15 protein-coding genes and 1 pseudogene are annotated in these 22,700 nt (G+C 64.3%); 8 read left to right on the top strand and 8 right to left on the bottom strand.

Annotated features, from left to right (window positions below; translation table 11 throughout):
- Nucleotides 1-202 precede the first annotated feature (202 nt).
- Both SriyCCGPB3_RS15430 and SriyCCGPB3_RS15425 read right to left on the bottom strand, forming a co-directional pair.
- Nucleotides 203-976: a C40 family peptidase gene (locus SriyCCGPB3_RS15430; RefSeq protein ID WP_014038011.1), complete on the bottom strand. Its 774-nt coding sequence runs from the start codon at nucleotides 974-976 to the stop codon at nucleotides 203-205.
- Between the two features lie 131 nt (nucleotides 977-1,107).
- Nucleotides 1,108-1,647: a C40 family peptidase gene (locus tag SriyCCGPB3_RS15425; protein ID WP_110714359.1), complete on the bottom strand. Its 540-nt coding sequence runs from the start codon at nucleotides 1,645-1,647 to the stop codon at nucleotides 1,108-1,110.
- A 111-nt stretch (nucleotides 1,648-1,758) separates the two neighbouring features.
- On the opposite strand from SriyCCGPB3_RS15425, the gene SriyCCGPB3_RS15420 reads away from it, so the two are divergent.
- From SriyCCGPB3_RS15420 to SriyCCGPB3_RS15390, 7 genes are all read left to right on the top strand, one after another.
- The gene (locus tag SriyCCGPB3_RS15420; protein WP_110713041.1) at nucleotides 1,759-2,241 is read left to right on the top strand and encodes an FKBP-type peptidyl-prolyl cis-trans isomerase; all 483 of its coding nucleotides are present in this window, start codon (nucleotides 1,759-1,761) and stop codon (nucleotides 2,239-2,241) included.
- Nucleotides 2,242-2,340: 99 nt separating this feature from the next.
- Nucleotides 2,341-3,585, top strand: coding sequence for a DUF418 domain-containing protein (locus tag SriyCCGPB3_RS15415; protein WP_153855799.1), 1,245 nt, complete (start codon nucleotides 2,341-2,343; stop codon nucleotides 3,583-3,585).
- A 3-nt stretch (nucleotides 3,586-3,588) separates the two neighbouring features.
- Nucleotides 3,589-4,839: an FAD-dependent oxidoreductase gene (locus SriyCCGPB3_RS15410; RefSeq protein ID WP_350259475.1), complete on the top strand. Its 1,251-nt coding sequence runs from the start codon at nucleotides 3,589-3,591 to the stop codon at nucleotides 4,837-4,839.
- Complete coding sequence (gene gorA / locus SriyCCGPB3_RS15405) at nucleotides 4,836-6,194, top strand: glutathione-disulfide reductase (RefSeq protein ID WP_350259474.1); 1,359 nt, start codon at nucleotides 4,836-4,838, stop codon at nucleotides 6,192-6,194. The genes SriyCCGPB3_RS15410 and gorA overlap by 4 nt, the downstream gene beginning before the upstream one ends.
- A 185-nt stretch (nucleotides 6,195-6,379) precedes the next feature.
- Nucleotides 6,380-7,300: a DMT family transporter gene (locus tag SriyCCGPB3_RS15400; protein ID WP_093999804.1), complete on the top strand. Its 921-nt coding sequence runs from the start codon at nucleotides 6,380-6,382 to the stop codon at nucleotides 7,298-7,300.
- Nucleotides 7,297-7,635 carry an MGMT family protein gene (locus SriyCCGPB3_RS15395; RefSeq protein ID WP_223846496.1) on the top strand — a complete coding sequence of 113 codons (339 nt, stop codon included), beginning with the start codon at nucleotides 7,297-7,299 and terminating at the stop codon, nucleotides 7,633-7,635. The genes SriyCCGPB3_RS15400 and SriyCCGPB3_RS15395 overlap by 4 nt, the downstream gene beginning before the upstream one ends.
- A gap of 93 nt (nucleotides 7,636-7,728) precedes the next feature.
- Nucleotides 7,729-8,403 carry a rhomboid family intramembrane serine protease gene (locus SriyCCGPB3_RS15390; protein ID WP_008267505.1) on the top strand — a complete coding sequence of 225 codons (675 nt, stop codon included), beginning with the start codon at nucleotides 7,729-7,731 and terminating at the stop codon, nucleotides 8,401-8,403.
- Nucleotides 8,404-8,579: 176 nt separating this feature from the next.
- Here SriyCCGPB3_RS15390 and SriyCCGPB3_RS15385 read toward each other — a convergent pair whose 3' ends face one another.
- Complete coding sequence (locus tag SriyCCGPB3_RS15385) at nucleotides 8,580-10,163, bottom strand: phytoene desaturase family protein (protein ID WP_350259473.1); 1,584 nt, start codon at nucleotides 10,161-10,163, stop codon at nucleotides 8,580-8,582.
- Nucleotides 10,164-10,238: 75 nt separating this feature from the next.
- On the bottom strand, nucleotides 10,239-10,733 hold the full coding sequence (locus tag SriyCCGPB3_RS15380) for a VOC family protein (protein WP_350260379.1): 495 nt from the start codon (nucleotides 10,731-10,733) through the stop codon (nucleotides 10,239-10,241).
- 317 nt (nucleotides 10,734-11,050) lie between these two features.
- On the opposite strand from SriyCCGPB3_RS15380, the gene SriyCCGPB3_RS15375 reads away from it, so the two are divergent.
- Nucleotides 11,051-14,074, top strand: coding sequence for a TonB-dependent receptor (locus SriyCCGPB3_RS15375; RefSeq protein ID WP_110713032.1), 3,024 nt, complete (start codon nucleotides 11,051-11,053; stop codon nucleotides 14,072-14,074).
- Nucleotides 14,075-14,281: 207 nt separating this feature from the next.
- Here the strand turns inward: SriyCCGPB3_RS15375 and SriyCCGPB3_RS15370 are convergent.
- From SriyCCGPB3_RS15370 to SriyCCGPB3_RS15355, 4 genes and pseudogenes are all read right to left on the bottom strand, one after another.
- Nucleotides 14,282-14,850 (bottom strand): annotated as a pseudogene (locus tag SriyCCGPB3_RS15370) (transposase); the annotation flags it as partial.
- A gap of 161 nt (nucleotides 14,851-15,011) precedes the next feature.
- The gene (locus tag SriyCCGPB3_RS15365; protein WP_110713029.1) at nucleotides 15,012-17,021 is read right to left on the bottom strand and encodes a M13 family metallopeptidase; all 2,010 of its coding nucleotides are present in this window, start codon (nucleotides 17,019-17,021) and stop codon (nucleotides 15,012-15,014) included.
- A 204-nt stretch (nucleotides 17,022-17,225) separates the two neighbouring features.
- The gene (locus SriyCCGPB3_RS15360) at nucleotides 17,226-19,328 is read right to left on the bottom strand and encodes a M13 family metallopeptidase (RefSeq protein ID WP_164161518.1); all 2,103 of its coding nucleotides are present in this window, start codon (nucleotides 19,326-19,328) and stop codon (nucleotides 17,226-17,228) included.
- A 188-nt stretch (nucleotides 19,329-19,516) separates the two neighbouring features.
- On the bottom strand, nucleotides 19,517-22,504 hold the full coding sequence (locus tag SriyCCGPB3_RS15355) for a TonB-dependent receptor domain-containing protein (RefSeq protein WP_350259472.1): 2,988 nt from the start codon (nucleotides 22,502-22,504) through the stop codon (nucleotides 19,517-19,519).
- Nucleotides 22,505-22,700: the final 196 nt, after the last annotated feature.

Raw genomic sequence — 22,700 nt, 5'->3', positions numbered from 1 at the left:
GGACGGAGGCGGTGCCGGCCAAGCTCGGCACCCCACCAAAGGTCAGTAGGGAGCGGAGCCACAGTAGATCCACGCCATGCGTGGATGAAGGCAGTGCCGACCAGGGTTGGCAGGTATCCACCGTACGCAGGCCCAACAAAAAAGCCGCTGCAGGGCAGCGGCTTTTTCGTGTCAGGCGGCGCGGTAGCGCCAACCGGTCAGGTCAGAGATCGACCCGGCGGGCCTGCATGAACTTGTTGCCCCAGTAGCCGCTGAGCAGGGTGTCCACGCGGACGTCCTTGCCCGAGCTCGGCGCGTGCAGGAAGCGGCCGTCGCCGACATAGATGCCGACGTGGTCAACACGGCCCTTGCGCCCGAAGAACACCAGGTCACCGGCAGCCAGCGCGGTGCGGTCGTTGATCAGTTCGGCGTTGTCATCGTGGGCCATCTCGCGCGAGACGCGCGGCAGCTCGATGCCCAGGGCCGAACGGAACACATAGCCGACCAGGCCACTGCAGTCGAAACCGCTGTCCGGGTTGCTGCCACCCCAACGGTACGGGGTGCCCAGCAGGGTCATCGCGCGGCGCAGCAGCGACTGCACCTTGCCGTTGTCGGCCGCGGTACCGACAACGCTGCCATTGGCGGCGCTGCTGGTGTCGTAGTTGGCGAGCAGACGGCTGAGGTCGCCGGCCACCACGGCCGAACGGTCCATCAGCGGAATGGTGTCATTGGCGGCCAGGTGCGGCAGCAGGGCTGCCAGCGTGGCACTGGCGGCGGCATCGACGCGGCTGCGCTGCGGAGCGGCAGCCTCGGCCTTGGCGGCCGGTCGGGTGGTGTTCTCGGCCACCGGGGCCGGGGTCACATCGGAACGGTTCGGAGCAGTCTGCGACCAGGCCGGAAGGCTGGTCAGACACAGTGCCAGGCCAAGCAACAGCGGGCGGGCACTACGTGAAGATACGGAAGTCTGGCCTTCGCTTTTCAGGTCGTCAGTCGTCACGCGTCGGTCACAGGAAAAAAACGATGGGGCATCATGCCCTGTAAAAGCGGCAATAAGTTAAAAATTCCGTTAGAAAACCGTTAGTTTCAGGGTGATGTGCGTCACAGTTTTGAACATATCGCCTGTTCATTTTAGCGAAGGACACGTTTCGCGCCGGTGTAGTGGTCTTTCCAGTAGGGGCCGCTGAGCGAGTCCAGGCGCACGGTGCCGCCGGTGCTTGGCGCGTGCACGAAACGACCTTCACCTACATAAATACCGACATGGGTGACGCTGCCGCGGCTGCCGAAGAACACCAGGTCGCCGGTGGCCAGACGCTGCGGGTCGATCTTCGGGCCCTGTACCGCCGCCAGATCGCGCGAGGTGCGTGGCAGCTTCAGGTCCAGCATCTCGCGGTAGACGTAGGCGACCAGGCCGCTGCAGTCGAAGCCGGAGTCGGGGGTATTGCCGCCATAGCGATAGGGGGTGCCGACCAGGCTGATGGCTCGCATCAGCACCGAGTTGGCGGCCTCGGGATTGTCCGGCACGGTCTTCGGCCAGTTTGCGGTTGGCGGTGGTGGCGCGGGACGGGTGGCCTTGCCGCCGCCGCAGGCGGTCATCAGCAGGGGCAGGACCAGCAGCAGGGCCGGGGCGAGGAACCGGCGGGGGCCGGACGAAACTGGCGTGATGTGCATGATCTCCGGATAATGCGCCACCTTGGATTGGCCGTCATGATGGCGGCGTCCCCGCCGGGCGACAACCCGCCCCAACCCGCCTGCCTCCGGCAGATCCAGACAGAGTTGCGCATGAAGATCGAAAAAGACCGCGTTGTCCGCTTCCACTACACCGTTTCCGAAGTCGGCCAGGAGCCGATCGAATCGTCCAAGGACCGCGGCGAGCCGCTGGCGATCCTGATCGGCCACGGCAACATCATCCCGGGCCTGGAAAACGCCATGATGGACAAGGAAGCCGGCGCGACCTTCAGCGTCGACGTCAACGCAGCCGATGCCTACGGCGAGCGCCGCGAGGGCCTGTCCCAGCGCGTGCCGAAGAAGCACTTCGGCAACACCAAGCTGGCTCCGGGCCAGCAGGTCGTGCTGCAGACCAACTTCGGCCCGCGTGCGGTGACCGTGCAGAAGGTCGGCATGAGCGTGGTCGACGTCGACCTGAACCACCCGATGGCTGGCAAGGACCTGCACTTCGACGTCGAAATCGTTGATGTGCGCGAAGCCGGCCAGGAAGAGATCGACCACGGCCACGTCCACGGCGACGGCGGCCACCAGCACTGATCGCAGTGCGATCGTGATGGCAGCAACGGCCCGCTTCGGCGGGCCGTTGCGTTTCTGGAACACGGCGCGGGCATCCATGGCGTGTGGGCCGGCGGCATAATGGCGGACCTGCCTGACGGATGCCCCGTGAACGCCGTTTCTCCTTCCCTGCAGCCGATGGCCTCCGGCGAACGCATCGCCGTGCTGGACGTGCTGCGTGGTGCCGCGTTGCTGGGCATCCTGCTGATGAACATCGAGGCCTTCAGCGGTCCGCTGGAACTGGCGTTCACCGGCATCGACGTGCATTGGCAGGGCATCGACTACTGGGCCGATGCCTTCGTCTACGTGTTCGTGCAGGGCAAGTTCTTCACCCTGTTCTCGCTGCTGTTCGGTGCCGGCTTTGCGGTGATGGCGCAACGCGCCGAAGTGGCTGGACGCGACTTCACCCCGTTCTACCTGCGCCGCAGCGCCGGGCTGCTGCTGATCGGCCTCTGCCACGCGCTGCTGGTCTGGTCCGGCGACATCCTGGTGATGTATGCGCTGATCTCGTTGCCGCTGCTGGCCTGCCGCGAGGCACCACGCAGCTGGCTGCCGTGGATGGGCGTGATCGTCTACCTGGGCGGCGCGGCGATGATGCTGCTGGTCGGCGCGATGGTGTCGATGGCCTCGACGGAGGACGTGCAGAAGATGCTCGCCGAAGCGCAGCAGGGCATCGATCTGCAGCGGCAGGTCTATGGGCAGGGCAGCTGGATGCAGGCCAATGTGCAGCGCCTGCACGAGTTCGGATCGTCAATGGGTGCGCTGCTGATCACCGGTCCGGAAGTGCTGGGCATGTTCCTGATCGGCAGTTGGTTCGCCGCCAGTGGTGCGCTGGCGGCGCCGGAACGCGTCCCGCGCCTGTATGCGTCACTGCGCTGGATTGCACTGCCGCTGGGCCTGCTGGTCACGTTGATCGGAGTTGCCTGGAAACCCTATCTGGCTCCGGGCGCCTATGACCTGCCGGTGACGGCGGCGATGGGCCTGGTGACCATAGGCGGCCTGCCGATGTGCCTGGGCTATCTGGCGTGGATCGTGCACTGGCGCACGCGGCTGGCGTGGCTGGCGCCGGTCGGGCGCATGGCGCTGACCCATTACCTGGCGCAGTCGCTGTTCTGCACGCTGCTTTTCTATCACTACGGGCTGGGATGGTTCGAGGTGATGCCGCGCAGCGTGCAGCTGCTGTTCGCACTACTGCTGTTCGCTGTGCAGGTGGGCATTTCGCACGCGTGGCTGCGGCGCTTCCGCTTCGGGCCGATGGAATGGCTGTGGCGGGCGATGACCTACCGGCAGTGGCCGCCGATGCGGCGCGGGGCTGGGCTGGGCTGATCGATGCAGGGCGCGCGCGAGGATGTCATCGTGGTCGGCGCCGGTGCCATCGGCCTGGCCGCCGCGCTCGCGTTGCGCGCGCAGGGGCGGCAGGTGCGGGTGATCGACCGTGGGCGCATCGGCGCGGCCACGTCGCACGGCAACTGCGGCACTGTGACTCCCAGCCATGCACCGCCACTGGCGGCTCCTGGCATACCGTTGCGCGCGCTGCGATGGATGCTTGATCCACGCGCGCCGCTGTACGTGCGCACGCGGCTGGATCCAACGTTGTGGCGCTGGTTGCTGCAGTTCGGCGCACGCTGCAATGCCCGCGACTGGCTGCAGGCCACGCGCGCCCGCGCTGCGCTGCTGAATGATTCCCGGCTGCGCCTGGCCGAGTGGGTGCAGATGCATGCACTGGACTGTGAGTTCGACACCCGCGGGCTGGACTATGTGTTCGGTGACACGCGCAACTTCGATCACCACGCAGCCGAATGCGAAGCACTGGCCGCGCAGGGCATTGCCACGTACTGCATCGAGGGGGCCGACTATGCGCGTGCCAATCCGGCCTTCCATGATCGCCTTGCCGGTGCGATCCACTTTCCCGGTGATGCGCAGCTGCGGCCTGACCGCTACACCGCGGAAATGGCGCGTGTGCTGCGCGCACAGGGCGTGGTGATCGACGAATGCCTGGACGTGCAGGGTTTCAGCGACGATGCACAAGGGGTACGTGTGCAGGTCGGCGGGCAGGTCGTGCGGGCGCGTGAGCTGGTGCTGGCCACCGGCCCGTGGTCGCGCGACTGGGCACGGCAACTGGACCTGCGCGTGCCGATCCAGCCCGGCAAGGGCTATTCGCTTACCTGGTCGCGACCGGAGCAGGTGCCGCAGCGTCCAGTCGTGCTGAAGGACCATTCCGTGTTCGTGATTGCCTGGCGCGAGGCGTTGCGACTGGGCGGCACCATGGAGTTCGCCGGTGCCGACCCGCAGCTGCGCACGGCCCGCCTGCAGGCCCTGCAGCAGGCCGCCGACCACTACCTGCGCGCGCCACGCGGTGCGCAGCTGCAGGAGCAGTGGTGCGGGTGGCGCCCCATGAGCGTGGACGACGTGCCATTGATCGGCCGTGCGCCCGCACATCCTCACGTCTGGCTTGCAGCGGGGCATGGCATGCTCGGCATCAGCATGAGCGCCGGCACCGGCCAGCTGATCGCCGATCTCGTCTGCGGCCGCACGCCAGCGATCGATCCTGCCCCTTACCGACCCGAGCGATTCCGATGAGCACTGCATCCTATGATTACGACCTGATCGTCCTTGGCGGTGGCTCCGCCGGCCTGGCCGGCGCGATCCGCGCTGCGCAGCACGGCAAGCGCGTGGCGATGCTGGAGCCTGGTGAACTGGGCGGGACCTGCGTCAATGTTGGCTGTGTGCCGAAGAAAGCGATGTGGCTGGCGGCTGACCTGCATGAGCGTATCGGCCTGGCCAGCGCGATGGGCTTCGATGTTGAAGCGCGTCCGGCGCTGTCGTGGAAGGAACTGGTGATCCATCGCCAAGCCTACATCAGCAACATCCATACCAGCTACCACAAGCGCCTGGACGAAACCGGCGTAGTGCGCATTCCGGCACGCGGCCAACTACTGGATGCGCACACCGTGGCCTGCAGCGATGGCGTGCGTTACAGCGCCGAGCACATCCTGATCGCCACCGGCGCACACCCGTTGCGTCCGGACATTCCCGGCGCGGAACTGGGCCTGGTCTCCGACGATTTCTTCGACCTGCGTGCCGCGCCGGCCGAGGTGGCGATCATCGGCGGTGGCTACATCGCGGTGGAACTGGCTGGCTTGCTGCAGGCGCTCGGCAGCCGCGTGAGCCTGCTGGTGCGCGGCAAGCGGCTGCTGGAGCGCTTCGACTACGAGCTGACCGACCAGCTGGCCGAGAACCTGAAGCAGCAGGGCGTGCGCATCCATTTCGACTACCGTCTGCGCGAGCTGCAGCGCGATGGCGAACGCGTGCGTGCGTTCGGTCATGACGGCCCGCTCGACAACGTGTTCGACGCAGTGTTCTTCGCGACCGGTCGCCGCGGCAACAGTCGTGACCTCGGCCTGGAAGCGCTTGGCATCGGCATCGGCGAACACCAGCAGGTGCAGGTGGACGAATGGCAGACCACCAGCGTGCCGAGCGTGCACGCGGTGGGTGACATCGCCGGCAAGGTCGGCTTGACCCCGGTGGCGGTGGCGGCGTCGCGGCGGCTGATGGATCGTCTGTTCGGTGGCCGCCCGCAGTCGAAGATGGACTACGAGAATGTGGCCAGCGTGGTGTTCTCGCACCCGCCGCTGGGTGCGGTGGGCATGAGCGAAGAAGAAGCGCGCGCGCGCTTCGACCAGGTGAGCGTCTACCACAGCCGTTTCCGCCCGATGCTGCAGGCGCTGGCCAATGGTACCCAGCGCAGCTTGTTCAAGATGGTCTGCGCGGGCCCGGACGAACGGGTGGTGGGCATCCACCTGCTGGGCGAAGCGGCGGACGAGATCCTGCAGGGCTTCGCGGTGGCGGTGAAGATGGGCGCGACCAAGGCCCAGTTCGACGACACCGTGGCGATCCATCCGACTTCTGCCGAGGAAGTGGTGCTGATGCGCTGACCCGGGCCGTTGTAGAGCCGAGCCATGCTCGGCCGTCGCTCTTTGTAGAGTCGAGCCATGCTCGACTGCGGTGGAAAGACAGTCGAGCATGGCTCGACTCTACAAGGCGGGCACTGGCCGCCCCCATGCGACAATGGCCGCCCCACGCCTTCCCGGGCCGCTCCACGCGGCCCGCCGTCGTCCTGATGTCCAGCCCCACTTCCCGTATCGCCACCGCTTCTCCTCGCATCGCGCTGGGGGGTATCGGCCTGGCCGCGATCGGCGCCATCGCTGCTTCCGGCAAGGCGATCATCGTCAAGCTCGGCCTGCGCCACGGCGTTGATGCCACCACCTTGCTCGCCCTGCGCATGCTGATGGCGCTGCCGCTGTTCGTACTGATGGCGCTGTGGGCCGCGCGCCGGGCCGAACCACTGTCCTGGGCCGACCGTGCCCGCGTGCTGTGGCTGGGTTTCACCGGCTACTACCTGTCCAGCCTGCTCGACTTCCAGGGCCTGCAGTACATCAGCGTGACGCTGGAACGGCTGATCCTGTACTTGAACCCGACCCTGGTGCTGCTGATCAACGTGCTGCTGGCGCGCCAGCGGCCGGGCCGATGGCAGATCGGCGCGCTGGTGCTGAGTTATCTGGGCGTGCTGCTGGCGTTCGGCCATGACCTGCAGCGCGAGGGTGGGCAGATCATCGTTGGCAGCCTGTTGGTGCTGGGCAGTGCGCTCAGCTATGCGCTGTACCTGTTCGGCAGCGGGCAGGTGGTCGCGCGCATCGGCGCGGTGCGGCTGACCGCTTACGCCAGCTGCGTGGCCAGCGTGCTGGTGCTGCTGCATTTCGCGGTTACCCATCCGCTACCGTTGTTGTGGCAGGCACCGGCGCCGGTGCAGTGGTTGTCGCTGGTCAATGCCACCGTGTGCACGGTGTTGCCGGTGCTTGCGATCATGCTGGCGGTGCAGCGCGTGGGTTCGTCGCTGGCCGCGCAGGTCGGTATGCTGGGCCCTGTTTCCACCATCGTGATGAGCCTATGGCTGCTCGACGAACCGATGGGGCCGGCGCAGATCGCCGGCACCGTGTTGGTGCTGATCGGCGTACTGCTGGTAACCCGCCTGCGGCGCTGACGCCGGAGCAGGCGCGTGCGCGCATCCTGGCAGTGATCCGCGCGATCCCGGCGGGGCAGGTGATGGGCTACGGGCAGGTGGCGATGCGCGCGGGCCTGCCCGGGCGTGCACGCCTGACCGCGCGCATCCTGGGCCAGAACGACGACCCGGACCTGCCCTGGCATCGCGTGCTGCGCTCGGATGGGCGTATTGCCATGGAGGAAGGTTCGGCCGGTTGGCGCGAACAGTCGCAGCGGTTGCGCGCGGAGGGCGTGGTGGTGGAGAACGGCCGGGTGCGGATGCCGGCGGCTGATCCGGCGGCGGCACTGGATGCCGCCGTGTGGGGACCGGGCTGAGCACCGCTGGCGACTGAACGGGCCGCGCCTGCCGGTCGCCAACAAGACACGGTGCTGCGGCTATGATGGAGGCCGTTCCATGCCGGTGCTCCCATGTTCCCGCGACTGCCAACCGTCACCAAGGCCCTGCTGATCGCCAACGCGATCCTGTTCCTGCTGCAGCAGCCGTTCCTGCTCGGCATGCAGACCTTCGAGCCGTTCATGCTGCAACCGCTGCAGCAGGGCTTCGATGCGTTCTCGCCGGGCGGCAACTTCCAGCCCTGGCAGCTGCTGACCTATGGCTTCCTGCATGGCAGCTTCGGCCATCTGTTCTTCAACATGCTGGCGGTCTTCATGTTCGGCGCGCCGCTGGAGCAGACCTGGGGCGAGAAGCGCTTCCTGCTGTATTACCTGGTGTGCGTGGCCGGTGCAGGCGTCTGCCAGCTGTTGGTGGGCACGCTGCTGGAAAACCCGGCCACGGTGCTGGGCGCCTCCGGCGGCGTGTTTGGCCTGCTGCTGGCCTACGGCATGCTGTTCCCCAACCAGCGGGTGATGCTGCTGTTCCCGCCGATCCCGATGAAGGCACGGACCTTTGTGATCCTGTTCGGTGTGGGCGAGCTGGTGCTGGGAATGACCGGCTGGCAGCCCGGCGTGGCCCATTTCGCGCACCTGGGCGGCATGCTGTTCGGCTGGTTGCTGATCCGCTACTGGCGCGGGCAGCCGCCGTTCAACAAGCGCCGCCCCCCCGGCCCGCCGAATCGCCCGAACCACCTGCGCAGCGTCAAATGATCCGAAGGATCATTTGACGCTGTAGGTGCCAACCTTGGTTGGCACGCTTTGAATGGGATCATTTGACGCTGTAGGTGCCGGCCGTTGGTCGGCACACCTTGTCCCACGCGGGTAGGTGCCAACCTTGGTTGGCACGCTGTAGATGTTGTAGGTGCCGACCGTTGGTCGGCACACCTCTACAGATCCTGCAGCACCACCTGCGCGGCGTTGTGCCCCGGCGCACCGGTGACGCCACCGCCGGGATGGGTGCCCGCACCGCACAGGTACAGGCCGGGCAGGGCGCCGCGATAGCCGGCCTGGCCGACCATCGGCCGTGCCGAGAACAGCTGGTTGGCACTTAGTGCGCCGTGGAAGATGTCGCCACCGACCAGGCCGAAGATCCGCTCCAGATCCAGCGGTGACAGTACCTGCCGACCGAGCACGCTGTCGGCGAAGCCGGGCGCATACCGTTCAACGGTGGCAATCATCAGGTCGGCCACGGTTTCCCGGTGATCATCCCAATGGCGGCCCTCAGGCAACACCGGTGCCACGTGCTGGCAGAACAGGCTGGCCACATGCTGCCCGGGCGGTGCCAGTGAATCGTCCAGCGTACTGGGTATCAGCATTTCCACGATCGGTTCGCGCGACCAACCGTCGCGGCGTGCATCCAGCCAGGCGCGGTCCATGTAGTCCAGGCTGGGGGCCATGATGATGCCGGCGCTGAGGTGATCGCCGGGGCCGGGCAGGGCGCTGAAATCCGGCAGCCGCGACAGCGCCACGTTCATCCGGAACGTGCCCGAACCACAGCGCCAGTTCGCCATGCGTTCGCGCGTTGCGTTGGGTACCTGTGCTGGTTCCAGCAATTGTTCGTACAGTAGCTTCGGATTGACGTTGGCGACCACCGCGCGTGCGCGCAGGATTTCGCCGTTGGCCAGTTCCACGCCCACCGCGCGGCCCTGTTCAATCCGCACGCGCTGCACCCCGGCCTCCATGCGCAGTTCCGCACCGGCCTCGCGTGCCGAGGCCGCAATCGCCTGGCTGATCGCGCCCATGCCACCAATCGCATGGCCCCACGCACCTTTCACACCATTGCACTGGCCGAATACGTGGTGCAGCAGTACGTAGGCACTGCCCGGTGTATACGGGCTTGCGTAGTTGCCGACGATGCCATCGAAGCCGAACAGGGCCTTGATCGGCTCGCTTTCGAACCAGCGGTCCAGGTACTCGGCGGCCGACAGCGTGAACAGGTCCAGTAGTTCCTGCCGAAGCGAGGCATCCAGCGTCGCCAGTTCACGACCGAGACGGCCCATCTGCCACAGGGCGGGCAGGGCGCGCCAACCGCCTGCTGCACCCAGGTCCGGCGGCGCGCGCAGGGCCCATGCGCGCAGTACGTCGGCGAAGATCTCCAGGCGTGCCTCGTACGCGGGCAAGTGCTGCGCATCCCGCTCGGAGAACTTCGCCACCTCGGCCTGGGTGCGACCGGGTGCTGACAGCAGATAGCGGTCATCAGGCAACGGCAGGAAGTTGTTGGCAGGACGCGCGACGATGCGCAGTCCATGGGCATGCAACTGCAGGTCGTCGATTACCTTCGGCTGCAGCAGCGATACCGTGTACGACGCCACCGAGTTGCGGAAACCGGGATGGAATTCCTCGGTGACTGCGGCACCGCCGAGAACGCCACGACGTTCCAGCACCAGCACCTTCTTTCCGGCGCGCGCCAGATAGGCCGCGCAGACCAGGCCGTTGTGGCCACCACCAACGACGATCGCATCCCAGGTCATCAGCACCTCTGAAAAGGGGACGGAGGGGATTAAGTCGCAATCTGCATCTGCGCACAGGACATGGGGAGAAACGACTTAATCCCCCCCGTCCCCTTTTTTGATTGCCGCTTCGATGGTGGCGATGTCGATCTTCTTCATCGGCATCATTGCGTTGAAAGCGCGCTTGGCCAGTGCCTTGTCCTTGCTGGTCACCGCTTCGATCAGCATGCGCGGGCTGATCTGCCAGGAGATGCCCCAGCGGTCCTTGCACCAGCCGCATTGGCTCTCCTGTCCACCGTTGCCGACGATCGCATCCCACAGGCGGTCGGTCTCGGCCTGGTCTTCGGTCTGGATCTGGAAAGAGAAGGCTTCGCTTTGCTTGAACGCGGTGCCGCCGTTGAGGCCGACGCAGGGGATGCCACAGACGGTGAATTCGACGGTCAGCACGTTGCCTTCCTTGCCGTCGGGATAGTCACCGGGGGCGTGATGCACGGCGGTCACTGCGCTGTCTGGCAGGAGGCTGGCATAGAAGGTGGCGGCTTCGAGTGCGCCATTGTCGTACCAGACACAGATCGTGTTCTTGTGCGCCATGTCGGGGCTCCGCGATGGACGAAGCCGCAGCGATAGCACGCCGGGTGTTAACCCGGGATCTCCACGCCGGGGCATCACGCACCGTTGATGGAGACTGCAATCTGGAAGCCAAGTCGCTAATTTTCAAACAGAACGTGAACGGAGTTCACGTTTGTATCGAAATTTCTCTTTTAATTTCAATTGGTTGTTTTTGTTCAGCTGGCATTGCAAATTGAGGATTGGGGAAATTAATATTTGGTTCAGCTGAAACAGGAGCGTCGCTTCTGTGCAGCGCTTCTGCAACAGCAGCCTGATCTCCGTCGAATCAAGGAAACTCAATGAGCAGCAGCAAGCACGTCACAAGGTTGAAGCGCACCGCGCTGGCGGTGGTCATGACGTCTTTCATTGGCGCCGCCGCGGCACAGAGCACGACCGGTTCGTTGTTTGGCAATGCGCCTGCCGGTACCACCATCGTCGTGCAGAGTGACACGGGCCTGACCCGGTCGGCGACCGTCGACAGCAGCGGCCGCTACAATCTAGGTTCCTTGCCAGTGGGTAAATACACCATTACCCAGCAGCGTGATGGCCAGACCATCGAGCGACGTGAGAATGTGCTGCTGAGGGTAGGCGGTGGCACCGAGGTGTCGTTTGGCGGCGGTGCGGCCGGAGCAACTACGCTTGGCACTGTGAACGTTGTTGCGGCCAACGTGCCGAAGATCGACGTCAGCAATACTGTCTCCAAGTCGGTGATCACCTCCGAGCAACTCGACGTGTTGCCCCTGGGCCGTAGCGCCGAAGCCATTGCGCTGCTGGCGCCGGGCGTGGTGTCTGGCAGTGGATCCTTTACCAATGGTTCGCGGTCGGTGCTGTCGTTCGGTGGCTCCAGCGTTACCGAGAACGCCTACTACCTCAATGGCTTCAACGCCTCCAACCCGCTCAGCAACCTCGGTGGTGTCAGCCTGCCCTATGGCTCGATCGACCAGCAGGAAACCTACATGGGCGGCTACGGTGCCGGCTATGGTCGCTCCACCGGTGGCGTGATCAATCAGCTGGGCAAGCGCGGTACCAACGAATGGCATTTTGGTGTCCAAGCTACGTGGGCACCTGACTCGTTGGCCGCCTCCGCAGCGACGGTGATGTATCCGGACCGCGAGTTGCCTGCAGGCTATGCCTATACCAAGGACTCGCTACGTGGCAGCCTTTATCGCTACCGCAAGGACGATGCCGCGACTCGCACCACCTACAGCGGTTATGCCAGTGGCCCGTTGATCGAGGATCGCCTGTTCATCCATCTGGCCGCCGAGAAGGACCGTACGGAAGGCGTGTCGACGAACAGTGCGGCGGCTTCGCAACAGGTTCGCAACCACTACACGATCGACACGCCAAAGTTCTATGGCAAGATCGACTGGAACATCAACGACAGCAATACCCTTGAGTACACACGTGTGCAGAACACCGATCGCACTGGTGGCTACTACCGGTCGTTCGAGTACGACGACCTGACCGAAGGCGATCGCACCGGTACCTTCCCGAACACCACGAAGGTCAAGGACGATTTCGATATTTTCAAGTACACCGGCTACCTGACTGATGACCTGACCCTCAGCGCGGTCTGGGGACGCAGCAAGCAGATCAACCTGGAATCCAACCCTGCCTCGTCCGGCATCCCCTATCTCAGTGCCCCGGGTAACCAGGACCCGGCCATCACGGGTGGGCGTCCCATCCGCAACAGCCAGCCTGAGCTCTATGAAAAGGCTGCAGATGCGGGCAGCAAGACTCGCGGCTTGCGACTGGATCTGCAGTATCGCATCGGTGACCACGAGCTGACCGGTGGTATCGACAACATGTATTACCAGGGGCACAACGAAGGCCAGAAGGTCACGGGCCCCGGCTATGCGTGGATCTATGGCCGTGTCGAACCCGGCGAATCGCCGAGCCCGCGCTTCGACATCGCGCCACCGCCAGGTGATGGCTACTTCGTGCAGAAGTACATCCTCTCCACGACCACCAGCATGTCAGTCAAGCAGAAGGCCTACTACCTGGAGGATCGCTGGCAAGTCACGCCGAACTGGCTGCTGACCATCGGCGTCCGCAACGACAAGTTCACCAACTACAACAGTGATGCCAGGCCCTATGTGGAGAGTGGCGATCAGTGGGCGCCGCGCCTTGGAGCAAGCTGGGACGTGTTCGGCGATTCGTCGCTGAAGTTGTTCGCCAATCTCGGTCGCTACTACCTGGCACTTCCGAACAGCGTGGCCATTCGCGGTGCTTCGGCATCGACCTTCACCCGCGAGTACTTTGCCTACAGCGGTATCGATGAGAACGGTGTTCCGACGGGCCTCACCGCGCTTGGCCCGGGCCCCGTGTCGTCCAACAACGAGTACGGCCAGACCCCGGATCCGCTGTCGGTAGCTCCAACAGACCTGAAGTCGCAGTACCAGGACGAACTCATTCTTGGTTTCGAGAAGACGCTGGGTGAGCGCTGGAACTCCGGTGCTAAATTCACCTATCGCCGCCTGCAGTCAGCTATCGACGACACCTGTGACTCGGACCGCATCATCGACAAGCTGGACGCGATGGGTGTTGATTCAAGCGATCTGGTGATCCCAGGTTGCGTGATCTTCAATCCCGGCAAGACGAACACCATCATGCTCAAGCATGCCGATGGTTCGGGCTATACGCCGGTACGGATGAGTTCGGCAGATTGGGGTTTCGGGAACAAGAAGGCCAAGCGCGATTACATTGCTGTGGACCTGTTCATCGAGCACCCGCTGAGTGACAAGTGGTATGGCCGCCTGGACTACACCTGGTCGCGCAACTTCGGCAACACCGAAGGCCAGGTGAAGTCGGACATCGGACAGGATGATGTTTCCAAGACGCAGGACTGGGATGCTGGGGCGTTGATGGAATACGCGGGCGGGTACCTCGCCAACGACCGGCGCCACCAGCTGAAGGGCTATGGTGCATACATGTTCAATGACGAGTGGTCGGCGTCGGCGACCCTGCGTGTCATGTCTGGAATGCCGAAGAGCTGCCTGGGCTACTACGGCACCGATGAAAGCGATCCTTTGGGTTACGATGCGGCGTATCACTATTGTGGTGGCACGCCGTCGCGCCCGGGTGATGCCGGCCGTACGCCATGGACCACGCGCGTGGATCTGGGTGTGATGTATCGCCCTGCGTTTGCCGATCACAAGTTGGCTTTCGGTCTGGATGTCTTCAATGTGCTCAATCAGCGTCGTGCCGTGCAGACCGATGCGGTATATGAGGATGCTCCCTACACCGTGTCGAACACCTACGGTATGGGCACGTTCTTCAGCGCACCGCGTTCGGTCCGTGTCAGTGCGTCCTACGACTTCTGATCGTAGTCACGTGTCGACCTCTCCATGAGATGAATTGGGCCCCGGCAATGCCGGGGTCCTTTTTTTGGAGTGACTCGCATGACCCGGCCTACCATAGGTTGACATCTACGGGGGGGGATGGTCCGGCCGCCGGCAGGCGGCCAAGGACGCCCGATGCATCGCATCGGGCGTCTGCACTTTAAGGCACAGGTGGGGCGCTCAGCGTTGCCGCGCATGGATCTTCTGGTAGTAGTCCGAACAGTACTGGATGCCGCGATCAGAGTGATGGATCAGCTTCTGCTGTGTCTTTCTTCCTTTCAATGTCATCTCCAGTGCCTGAGCTACCTGCTCTGTCTGCAGCGTTTCATGCACGTTCCAGACCACGATCTTGCGTGACCATGCATCCGTGATCAGGCTCAGTTACACGAATTTCCCCTGCGACGGCAGATAGGTGATATCCGCTACCCATGCCTGTTCGATACCGGTGGGTGTCACGCACCCTTCGTCCGGTTCGAGCAGGTTCGGATGCCTCCGGAAGCGATGATGGCTGTCGGTGGTCTTGTGATAACGGATCTGTTGGCACCAACAGGCGTGCTTCTTGAAACACCTCAGACACGCGGTCGCGCCCCAGGGCGATGCCCACCGCCTGTAGCTTCGGTTCGATCAAATGGTGCAGTTTGCGGGTAACGATCCGCGGCTGGCGTACGGCAATCGCTCACCAGTGCCTGTGCCGTGGCATCGACAGCGTGTCGCCGCTGATGACGGCGTCCAGTCTGACAGAACGCCTGCCGACTGATTGAAGGTCAGCGAGTAATCCCGCTGGCTGCGCCTGATTGTTGATTTCATTGAACATTCCTTTTCCAGAGGGAAAAGGTGTCAACCCAATTCAGGACGGGGCAGCACAAGGAAAAAGGCGCCCTGAAGGCGCCCTTTTCCTGTTGTCGCTATAGCCGCACGATCAGCGCCAGACTTTGATCTGGTCGGCTTCGCTGCGCTGCATCGGCTGGCCGGCCTTGCAGCTGAAGGTGGCACCGAAGGCCGGCAGGTTGGCCAGCGTGCCGTTGCTGCGCCACACGCCCGGTGCACGGATGTCGGCGGTCAGGCGGCGTACGGCCTCGTTCGGCGACAGCTGCTGTGCCCACAGCGCCGACCAGGCACGGAAGAAGCCCTGCTGCTGCGCCTGCTTGGCCTTTGGCTCCTGTGCGACGTAGGCCGCCCAGGCCAGTTCCAGGCCCGCGATGTCGGCCAGGTTCTCTTCCTGGGTGAGCGCACCGTTGACCTTGGCGCCCTTCACGCCCGGGAAGTCGTAGGCGCCGTACTGCGCGGCGACGCGGTTGCCGAGCAGGGTCCAGGCGGTCTTGTCGGCCGGAGTCCACCAGCTGCGCAGTTCGCCCTTGGCGTCCACCAGCGCGCCCTTGGCATCGATGGCTCGGGTCAGCTCGTGGCCGACCAGACCACCGAAGCTGCCGAACTTGTCAGCCGCATCGGCCTTGGCATTGAACACCGGGCCCTGCAGGATCGCGGCGGTGACGATCAGGCGGTTCTGCGCCAGGTCGTAGGCCAGCGACGGCTGCTGCGGCAGCACGTCCCAGCGGCGGTCGGCGTTGCCCTTGCCGATGCGACGCATTTCTTCGCGATGACGCCAGGTCGAAGCGATCAGCATGTTGCCACCGAACGAGCCGCGGCCCATCGGCTGCACGGTGTAGTCGAGATCGCGCAGCGGGGTGCCGATCTCGATCTTCAGCGCGGCCAGCTTGGCCTGTGCTTCGGTCTTGGCCTCGGCACTCATCCAGCTGCTGTTCTTGACCGCCTCGATCTGCACTTCGCGCACCTTGTCGACGATCCACGCGGCCTGGCGGCGGTCTTCGGCAGACAGGTAGCGGGCGGCGTACTCACGACCGACCATCGGGCCGGCGGCCACGTTGATCGCATCCAGCACATCTTCCCAGCGCTGCGGCGGCAGGGTTTCGCCACGCAGCACGCGGCCACGGAACTCAAACTCTGCGTCGCGATAGGCCTTGGACAGGTACGGCGCCATCGAGTCGCCCACGCGCCAGCGCAGGTAGGCCTTCCACTGGTCCGGCTTGAGCTTGGTGACCATGCCGTCCAGCTGCTTGAACAGGCCCGGGTCGGCCAGCGAGACCAGGTCGTCGTCCACGCCCTGTGCCTTCAGGAAGGCATCCAGCTGCAGGTTGCGGTAGCGGCTGTTGAGCTCCTTGGTGGAGATCGGCGCGTAGTTGTTGAACGGGTTGTTGATGCCGGCCAGCGACTGCGCATTGCGTGCCAGCTCGGTTTCCAGCGCGATCACCGCCTGCGACTCGGCATCCAGCTTGGCGGCCGGGGTGCCGGTCAGCGCCAGGATCTGCTTGACGTAGTTGCGGTAGCGGCCCATCAGGGCCACGGTATCGGCGTCGGTGCGGGTATAGAACGCCGGATCCGGCAGGCCCATGCCGCCCTGCATGAAGTAGCCGATATGGCGGTCCAGCGCCTTCAGGTCGACATCCGGGCCGAAGTTGAAGGCCACCGGGATACCGACCTGATGCAGCGCAGCGATCGATGCCGGCACATCCTTGGCCTTCTTGATGGCGTTGATGCGGGTCAGCAACGGGGCGATCGGGTTCGAGCCGTCCGCTTCCACGGCGGCTTCGTCCAGGCCACTGGCCCAGAAGTCGCCCAGCAGTTTCTGCACGTTGCCCTGCGGCGACTTCATCGCGGCGTCGAGCAGTTCGCGCTGCTGCTGGCGGCTACGATCAACCAGCTGCCCGAGTGCGGTGGTGGCACCGGTCTGCGGCACCGGGTTGGCCTTCAGCCAGCCTGCGTTGGTGGCGTCGTAGAAGTCGCTGCACTGGGCACTGACGGCCGGGGCGCGTGCAGCCTTCTTCTTGGCGGCGGCGAACGCATCGTGGGTCGGGACCAGGGTCGCCAGGCTGATGCCCAGGGCGATGGCAAGCGGACGGAAGTTGGGCATGTGGAACGAATCCGTGATGGATTGAGGGCGCGCGCACTATAGCAAGCCGGGCATGGGCGCGGCATGCACGCATCACACCGCTTTCGCAGGACACCGGCATCCATAGATCCACGCCATGCGTGGGTGACATGTGAGGTACCGCCAAAAAACAAAGGCCCGGGAATTCCCGGGCCTTTGCAGGTCTGCCGCAGCGTCAGCCAGGGCTTACCAGATCACCACCTGCTGCTCGCCGGTGCGGGCCATCGGCGATCCGGCCTTGCACTGGAAGGCCGCGGCAAAGGTCGGCAGGTTCGACGGCGCACCCATGGCGCGGAACTGCGCCGGGGCGTGCGGGTCGGTGGCCAGGCGGACCTTGGCGTTTTCCGGGGTGTACTTGGTGCGCCACACGGTGGCCCAGTTGAAGAAGAAGCGCTGGTCGCGGGTGAAGCCGTCGACCTTCGGGTCTTCCTTGCCGGCGGTGGCCTTCTGCAGGGCGTCGTAGGCAGTGGCCAGGCCACCCAGGTCGGCGATGTTCTCGCCCAGGGTCAGGTGACCGTTCACGGCCTGGCCGTCGACCTTGTACTGGTCGAACTGCTTGACCAGCTTGCCGGTCAGGCCTTCGAAGTTCTTCTTGTCAGCCGGGGTCCACCAGTCTTCCATGTTGCCGGTCGGCCCGAAGCGCGCGCCCTGGTCGTCGTAACCATGGGTCATTTCATGGCCGATCACCGCACCGATACCACCGTAGTTCAGCGCGTCGTCGGCCTTCGGATCGAAGAACGGCGGCTGCAGGATGGCGGCCGGGAACACGATCTCGTTCTGCAGCGGGTTGTAGTAGGCATTGACCGTCTGCGGGGTCATGCCCCACTCGGTCTTGTCCACCGGCTTGCCGATCTTGGACAGGTTGAACTTGTAGTTGAACTCGTTGGCGGCGCGCACGTTGCCCAGGTAGCTGTCACGCTGGGTCTGCAGGCCCGCCCAGTCACGCCACTTGTCCGGGTAACCGATCTTCGGGGTGAAGGTTTCCCACTTGGCGATGGCCTTGGCCTTGGTTTCCTCGCTCATCCAGCTCAGGCCCTGGATGCGTTCCTTCAGCGAGGCGGCCAGGTTCTTCACCAGCTCTTCCATCTTCGCCTTGGCTTCCGGCGAGAAGGCTACCTTCACGTACAGCTGGCCGAAGGCTTCACCGGCATCGTTCTCGATCGTACCCAGCACGCGCTTCCAGCGCGGCTTCTGTTCCTTCTGGCCGTTGAGGGTCTTGCCGTAGAACTCGTAGTTCTCCTGCACGAAGGCGTCAGCGAGGTACGGCGAGGCGCTGTCCACGGTGTGGAAGCGCAGGTAGGCACGCCACACCGACGGATCGGTGTCGCCCAGCGCCTTGCTCACTTCCTCATGGAAAGCCGGCATGGCCAGCGAGAACTTCTCCGGCGCGGCTACGCCCTGCGACTTGAAGAACTCGGTCCAGCTGAAGTTCGGGGTCAGCTTGTCGGCGTCGGCCAGGGTGACCGGGTTGTAGAACAGCTCGACGTTGCGCGAGAGCTCGACGCGCGACTTGGAGGCCTTGGCCAGGCGGGTCTCGAATTTGACGACTTCCTCGGCCTGCTTGGCCGCATCGGCGGCGGCGACACCGGACAGTTCCAGCACCTTGGCGACGTGCGCCTGGTAGGCCTTCAGCTTGTCGGCGTTCTTGGCATCGGTGTAATAGGTGGTGTCCGGCAGGCCCAGGCCGCCCTGGCTGGCGTAGGCCATGTTCACGGCCGAATTCTTGAAGTCGGCTTCGGCGCCGAAGCCGAACAGGACGTTGTCGCCCTTGGCGGCGCTGCTGCGCAGGTAGTTGGCGATGGCCGCCTTGTCCTGCAGGCCGTCGATCGCGGTCAGGTCGGCCTTCAGCGGCTCGATGCCCTGGGCATTGATCTTGGCTTCGTCCATGCCGGTGGCCCACAGGTCGCCGACGATCTTCTCGATATGGTTCGGGTTCTTGACCTGCGCGACCTGTTCAGCCAGCTGGTGCTGCACGGCCACCGAACGCTCGTCGAGGATGGTGAACGCGCCCCAGCTGGTGCGGTCGCCCGGAATTTCATTGGCGGCCAGCCACTTGCTGTTCACGTAGTCGCCGAAGGCGCCGCAGGCGTCCTTGCTGGCATCCAGGTCGCTGGGCTGGAAGGCGTTGTAGGCCGGCAGCTTGCTCTCGTCCAGCGTGTAGTGGGTGGCTTCGGCCGCAGCCGGCGTGGAGGCGGTGGCGTCCTTGGCCGGGGTTTCAGTCTTGCCGCAGCCGACCAGCGCGGCCGAAACGGCCAGGGTCAGCAGCACGATCTTGGGAGTACGGGTCACTTTGATGGCCTCCAGGCCGAGTGAGTCAGGGAAGGGCCGCGGGGACGGCCGTGGGCCGAACAATACGCCGCCGGCCTGCCCTGCAAGGGTGTCGAAGGTCATGGCCGGACGCAAGGGGGGCTTCGCGCGCACAAAAAAGCAGACCCGGCACAATGCCGGGTCTGCGGGTTGCAACAAGTTCGGACGGATCAGAACTTGTAGTTGACGCCCATGTACATGAATCGGCCGATGTTGTCGTAGTAAGCCGAGCCGAGGTCTGCGCCGAAGTAATTGACCGGCGGATCCTTGTCGAACACGTTGTCCACGCCCAGGTACACCTCGACACCGGAATCAGCCATTTTGTAGCCGATCTGCATGTTGTGGTAGGTGAACGACGGGTTCCAGATCGGGCTCTGCGAACCCGGGTTGCTGTTGTAGCTCTCCGGGAACACGCGCAGGTTGCGATGGATGTACACCATGTCCCAGCTGGCGCGGAAGTTGCCCAGCGTGTACTTGGCGGTGAACTGACCGCGCCAGCGCGGATTGGTCACGTAGTTCGAGCGTTCCTTGTACTCACTCGGGAAGTCCTGGAACTCCCATTCACGCGATTCCAGCAGGCGGCTACCGACCAGGCGCAGGTTGGTGTGGCCACCGAACATGCCGAAGTCGTAGTTCATTTCCAGATCGATGCCGGTGCGGCGCTTCTTGGCCAGGTTTTCCTGCAGCGCGGTCCAGTCATAGATGCTGTATGCCGGGAACTCGGCACCGTTGGCCCCGGTTGCGCCGCCGACCGGGGCGCGCTTGATCTTGCTGCAGAACGAGTTGTTGATACCCCCCGGCGAATCCACGCAGCGGGTGGCGAGGGTTTCGGCGGTAACCGCACCGATGGCGTCCTTCAGCGTGATGCGCCAGTAGTCGACCGACATGCCGAAGCCTTCGAAGAACTCAGGCTGCCAGACGAAGCCGATCGAGCTGGTGGTTGCACGCTCCGGCTTCAGGTCCGGGTTGCCGCCGCTCAGGCCGGGACGGTTTGCGCTGTAGGAGTCGATCCAGTTGGCCGGAATGCCCAGAGCTGCGCAGTTTGCGGCGCGCAGTGCCGGGTCGCCGGCAGTGCCGGGGCGGTTCGGGTTGGTGCGGTTGGTATTGCAGGGGTCGCTGATGGTCGCGAAGTTCTGCGACTGCTCGTCATACAGTTCGCCAATGTTGGGAGCACGGATGGCCTTGGCCAGGGTGCCGCGGACGCGCAGGGATGGGATGACTTCCCAGTCCAGTCCGACATTCCAGGTCTTGGTCGAGCCGATGGTGCTGTAGTCCGAGTAACGGCCAGCCACGTCCAGCGACAGGCGGCGGATGCCGGGAATGTCAGCCAGCAGCGGAATGTTGGTCTCGGCAAAGACTTCCTTCACGTTGTAGGAACCGCCACCGCCGTTGATGGCGTTGAGGAAGGTGGCACCGGAGGCGGCCAGCGGATCGGTGCGCTCCAGGCTCTTCTCCTTCCGGTACTCCACACCGGCGGCGATGCCCACGTCACCGGCCGGCAGCGAGAACAGCGCGTTGTTGTTCACCGATGCGCTGAACACGGTCTGCTGAAGCTTGCCGAAGTAGTGCGAACGGGTATTGAACCAGTCGGCTGCTTCCTGCGGCACAGCGCCGTTGCCGAAGATGCTGAACGGAATGCAGCCCGAACCGATCAGGCTGCGGTTGTAGGCGCGGCCGCCGGCGTTTGCATTGGTAGCGTTCGCATCGCGATCGACGCGGCAAACGATATTGCCGTTGGCATCACGCACGGCATCCAGACCGGCCTGCCAGCGCTCGTTGATGCGGTTGTTGACGTTGACACGGTTGATCTCGGTCTCGCCGTAGTTGCCGGAAGCCTCGTAGTTCCAGTTGTCGCCAAACATGCCTTCGACGCCGAAGACAAAGCGCTTGGTTTCGCGCTTGACTTCTTCACCACGGCGGCCGGCGTCGACGTTGAAACGAGCGATCTGCAGCTGGGGGAGCCCGTTGGCATCCATCAGGGCGCCCAGTTCCGGGCTGATGAACGCGTTGTCGCGTCGGATACGGATGGTGCTGTCGAAAGCCGGCTGGCCAAAGAAGGTCGATTCAGTCTTGGTGTACTTGCCTTCGAAGAACAGGCGGTGCTTGTCGTTCAGATCGAAGTGGGCAACGGTGTTGACGCTGACGCGATCGAACTTCGGCTGCAGGTCGGCAACGGCATTCAGGTCGGCGAAGTCACAGTTGACGCACGAGGACGGACTGACCACAGGACCATCGAAACGGTTGCGGCTGAAGCTGCCATCCGGATTGAAGTGGTACCGGTACTTGTAGGTCTCCGGCTTGGTGAAGTCGAACGTACCGCCGGCCTGGAAGGAGCCGCCATAGGACGTGGAATAGTTGCCGCCAGGACGGGCCAGGATGTTCTGCGGGTTGCTCTCGCTCGGCGGCCTGGAGCTATCGAAGTTCGGGTTGGGCACAGTCACGTCGTAGCGCTGGCCGATCGAACGGTCGCCACGGCCGAAACGATCCTGCTGGCTGTACTCGACGGCGACGGCCACATTGCCGCGGCCGTCGGCGAAGTTGGTGCCTGCCGTAGCCGACACGAAGCCGCGGTTGAAGCCACCTTCACCCGCGATGCCCTTCTGGGCGCGGGCTTCGAAACCTTCGTAGTTCTTCTTCATGATGAAGTTGACCACGCCGGCCACGGCATCCGCACCATAGATGGCCGATGCGCCACCGGTGATGACTTCAACGCGCTCGATCCACTCCACCGGGATGGTGTTGACGTCGACTGCGGTGCTGCCCGGGCTGGCGCCGACGTGGCGGCGGCCGTTGACCAGCACCAGAGTGCGGTCGTAGCCCATGCCACGCAGGTCCATCAGGCCCAGGCCAGCGGTACCGATGTACCGGGTGGAGTTGCCCAGCGTGAACGACGGTGCCAGCTGCGGCATCTTGTTCATCAGGTCGCTGATGGTCAGCGCGCCGGTCTGGCGGATTTCTTCGGCGGTGATGGCGGTAACCGGCGAAGAGGTCACGAAGCCCGTACGCGCAATGCGCGAGCCGGTCACGCTGACGCGGTCCAGATCGACCGGGTTGGAGGAGGCTTCCTGCGCGAAGGCGGGCGCCGAAGTCGCGGCCAGCAGGCCGACGAGCAGGGCGCTGGTCAGCGGGTGGCGGCCAGGTGAGCGGTTGTACGTCATCGTGATGGATCCCCTATTGAAGTGAAGCGTGCCGTTCCGTCCGCTCGTTATATCTGAGTTCAGATAACGGGCGTTGTTCATGGAACCTAACACGGTCTTAACGAGAAATGCATGCCAATGTCACGCAATGTCTCTGAAGTCACTCCAAAAGTACATGAAAGTGCAATAATTACAGTCACTTAGTATCAGTTGTGAT

Origin of the sequence: Stenotrophomonas riyadhensis, from assembly GCF_040256885.1 — a bacterium.
Lineage (GTDB): Bacteria > Pseudomonadota > Gammaproteobacteria > Xanthomonadales > Xanthomonadaceae > Stenotrophomonas > Stenotrophomonas riyadhensis.
Note: the sequence above shows the minus strand (reverse complement) of the source record. Positions and strands in the feature narration are given on the sequence as shown.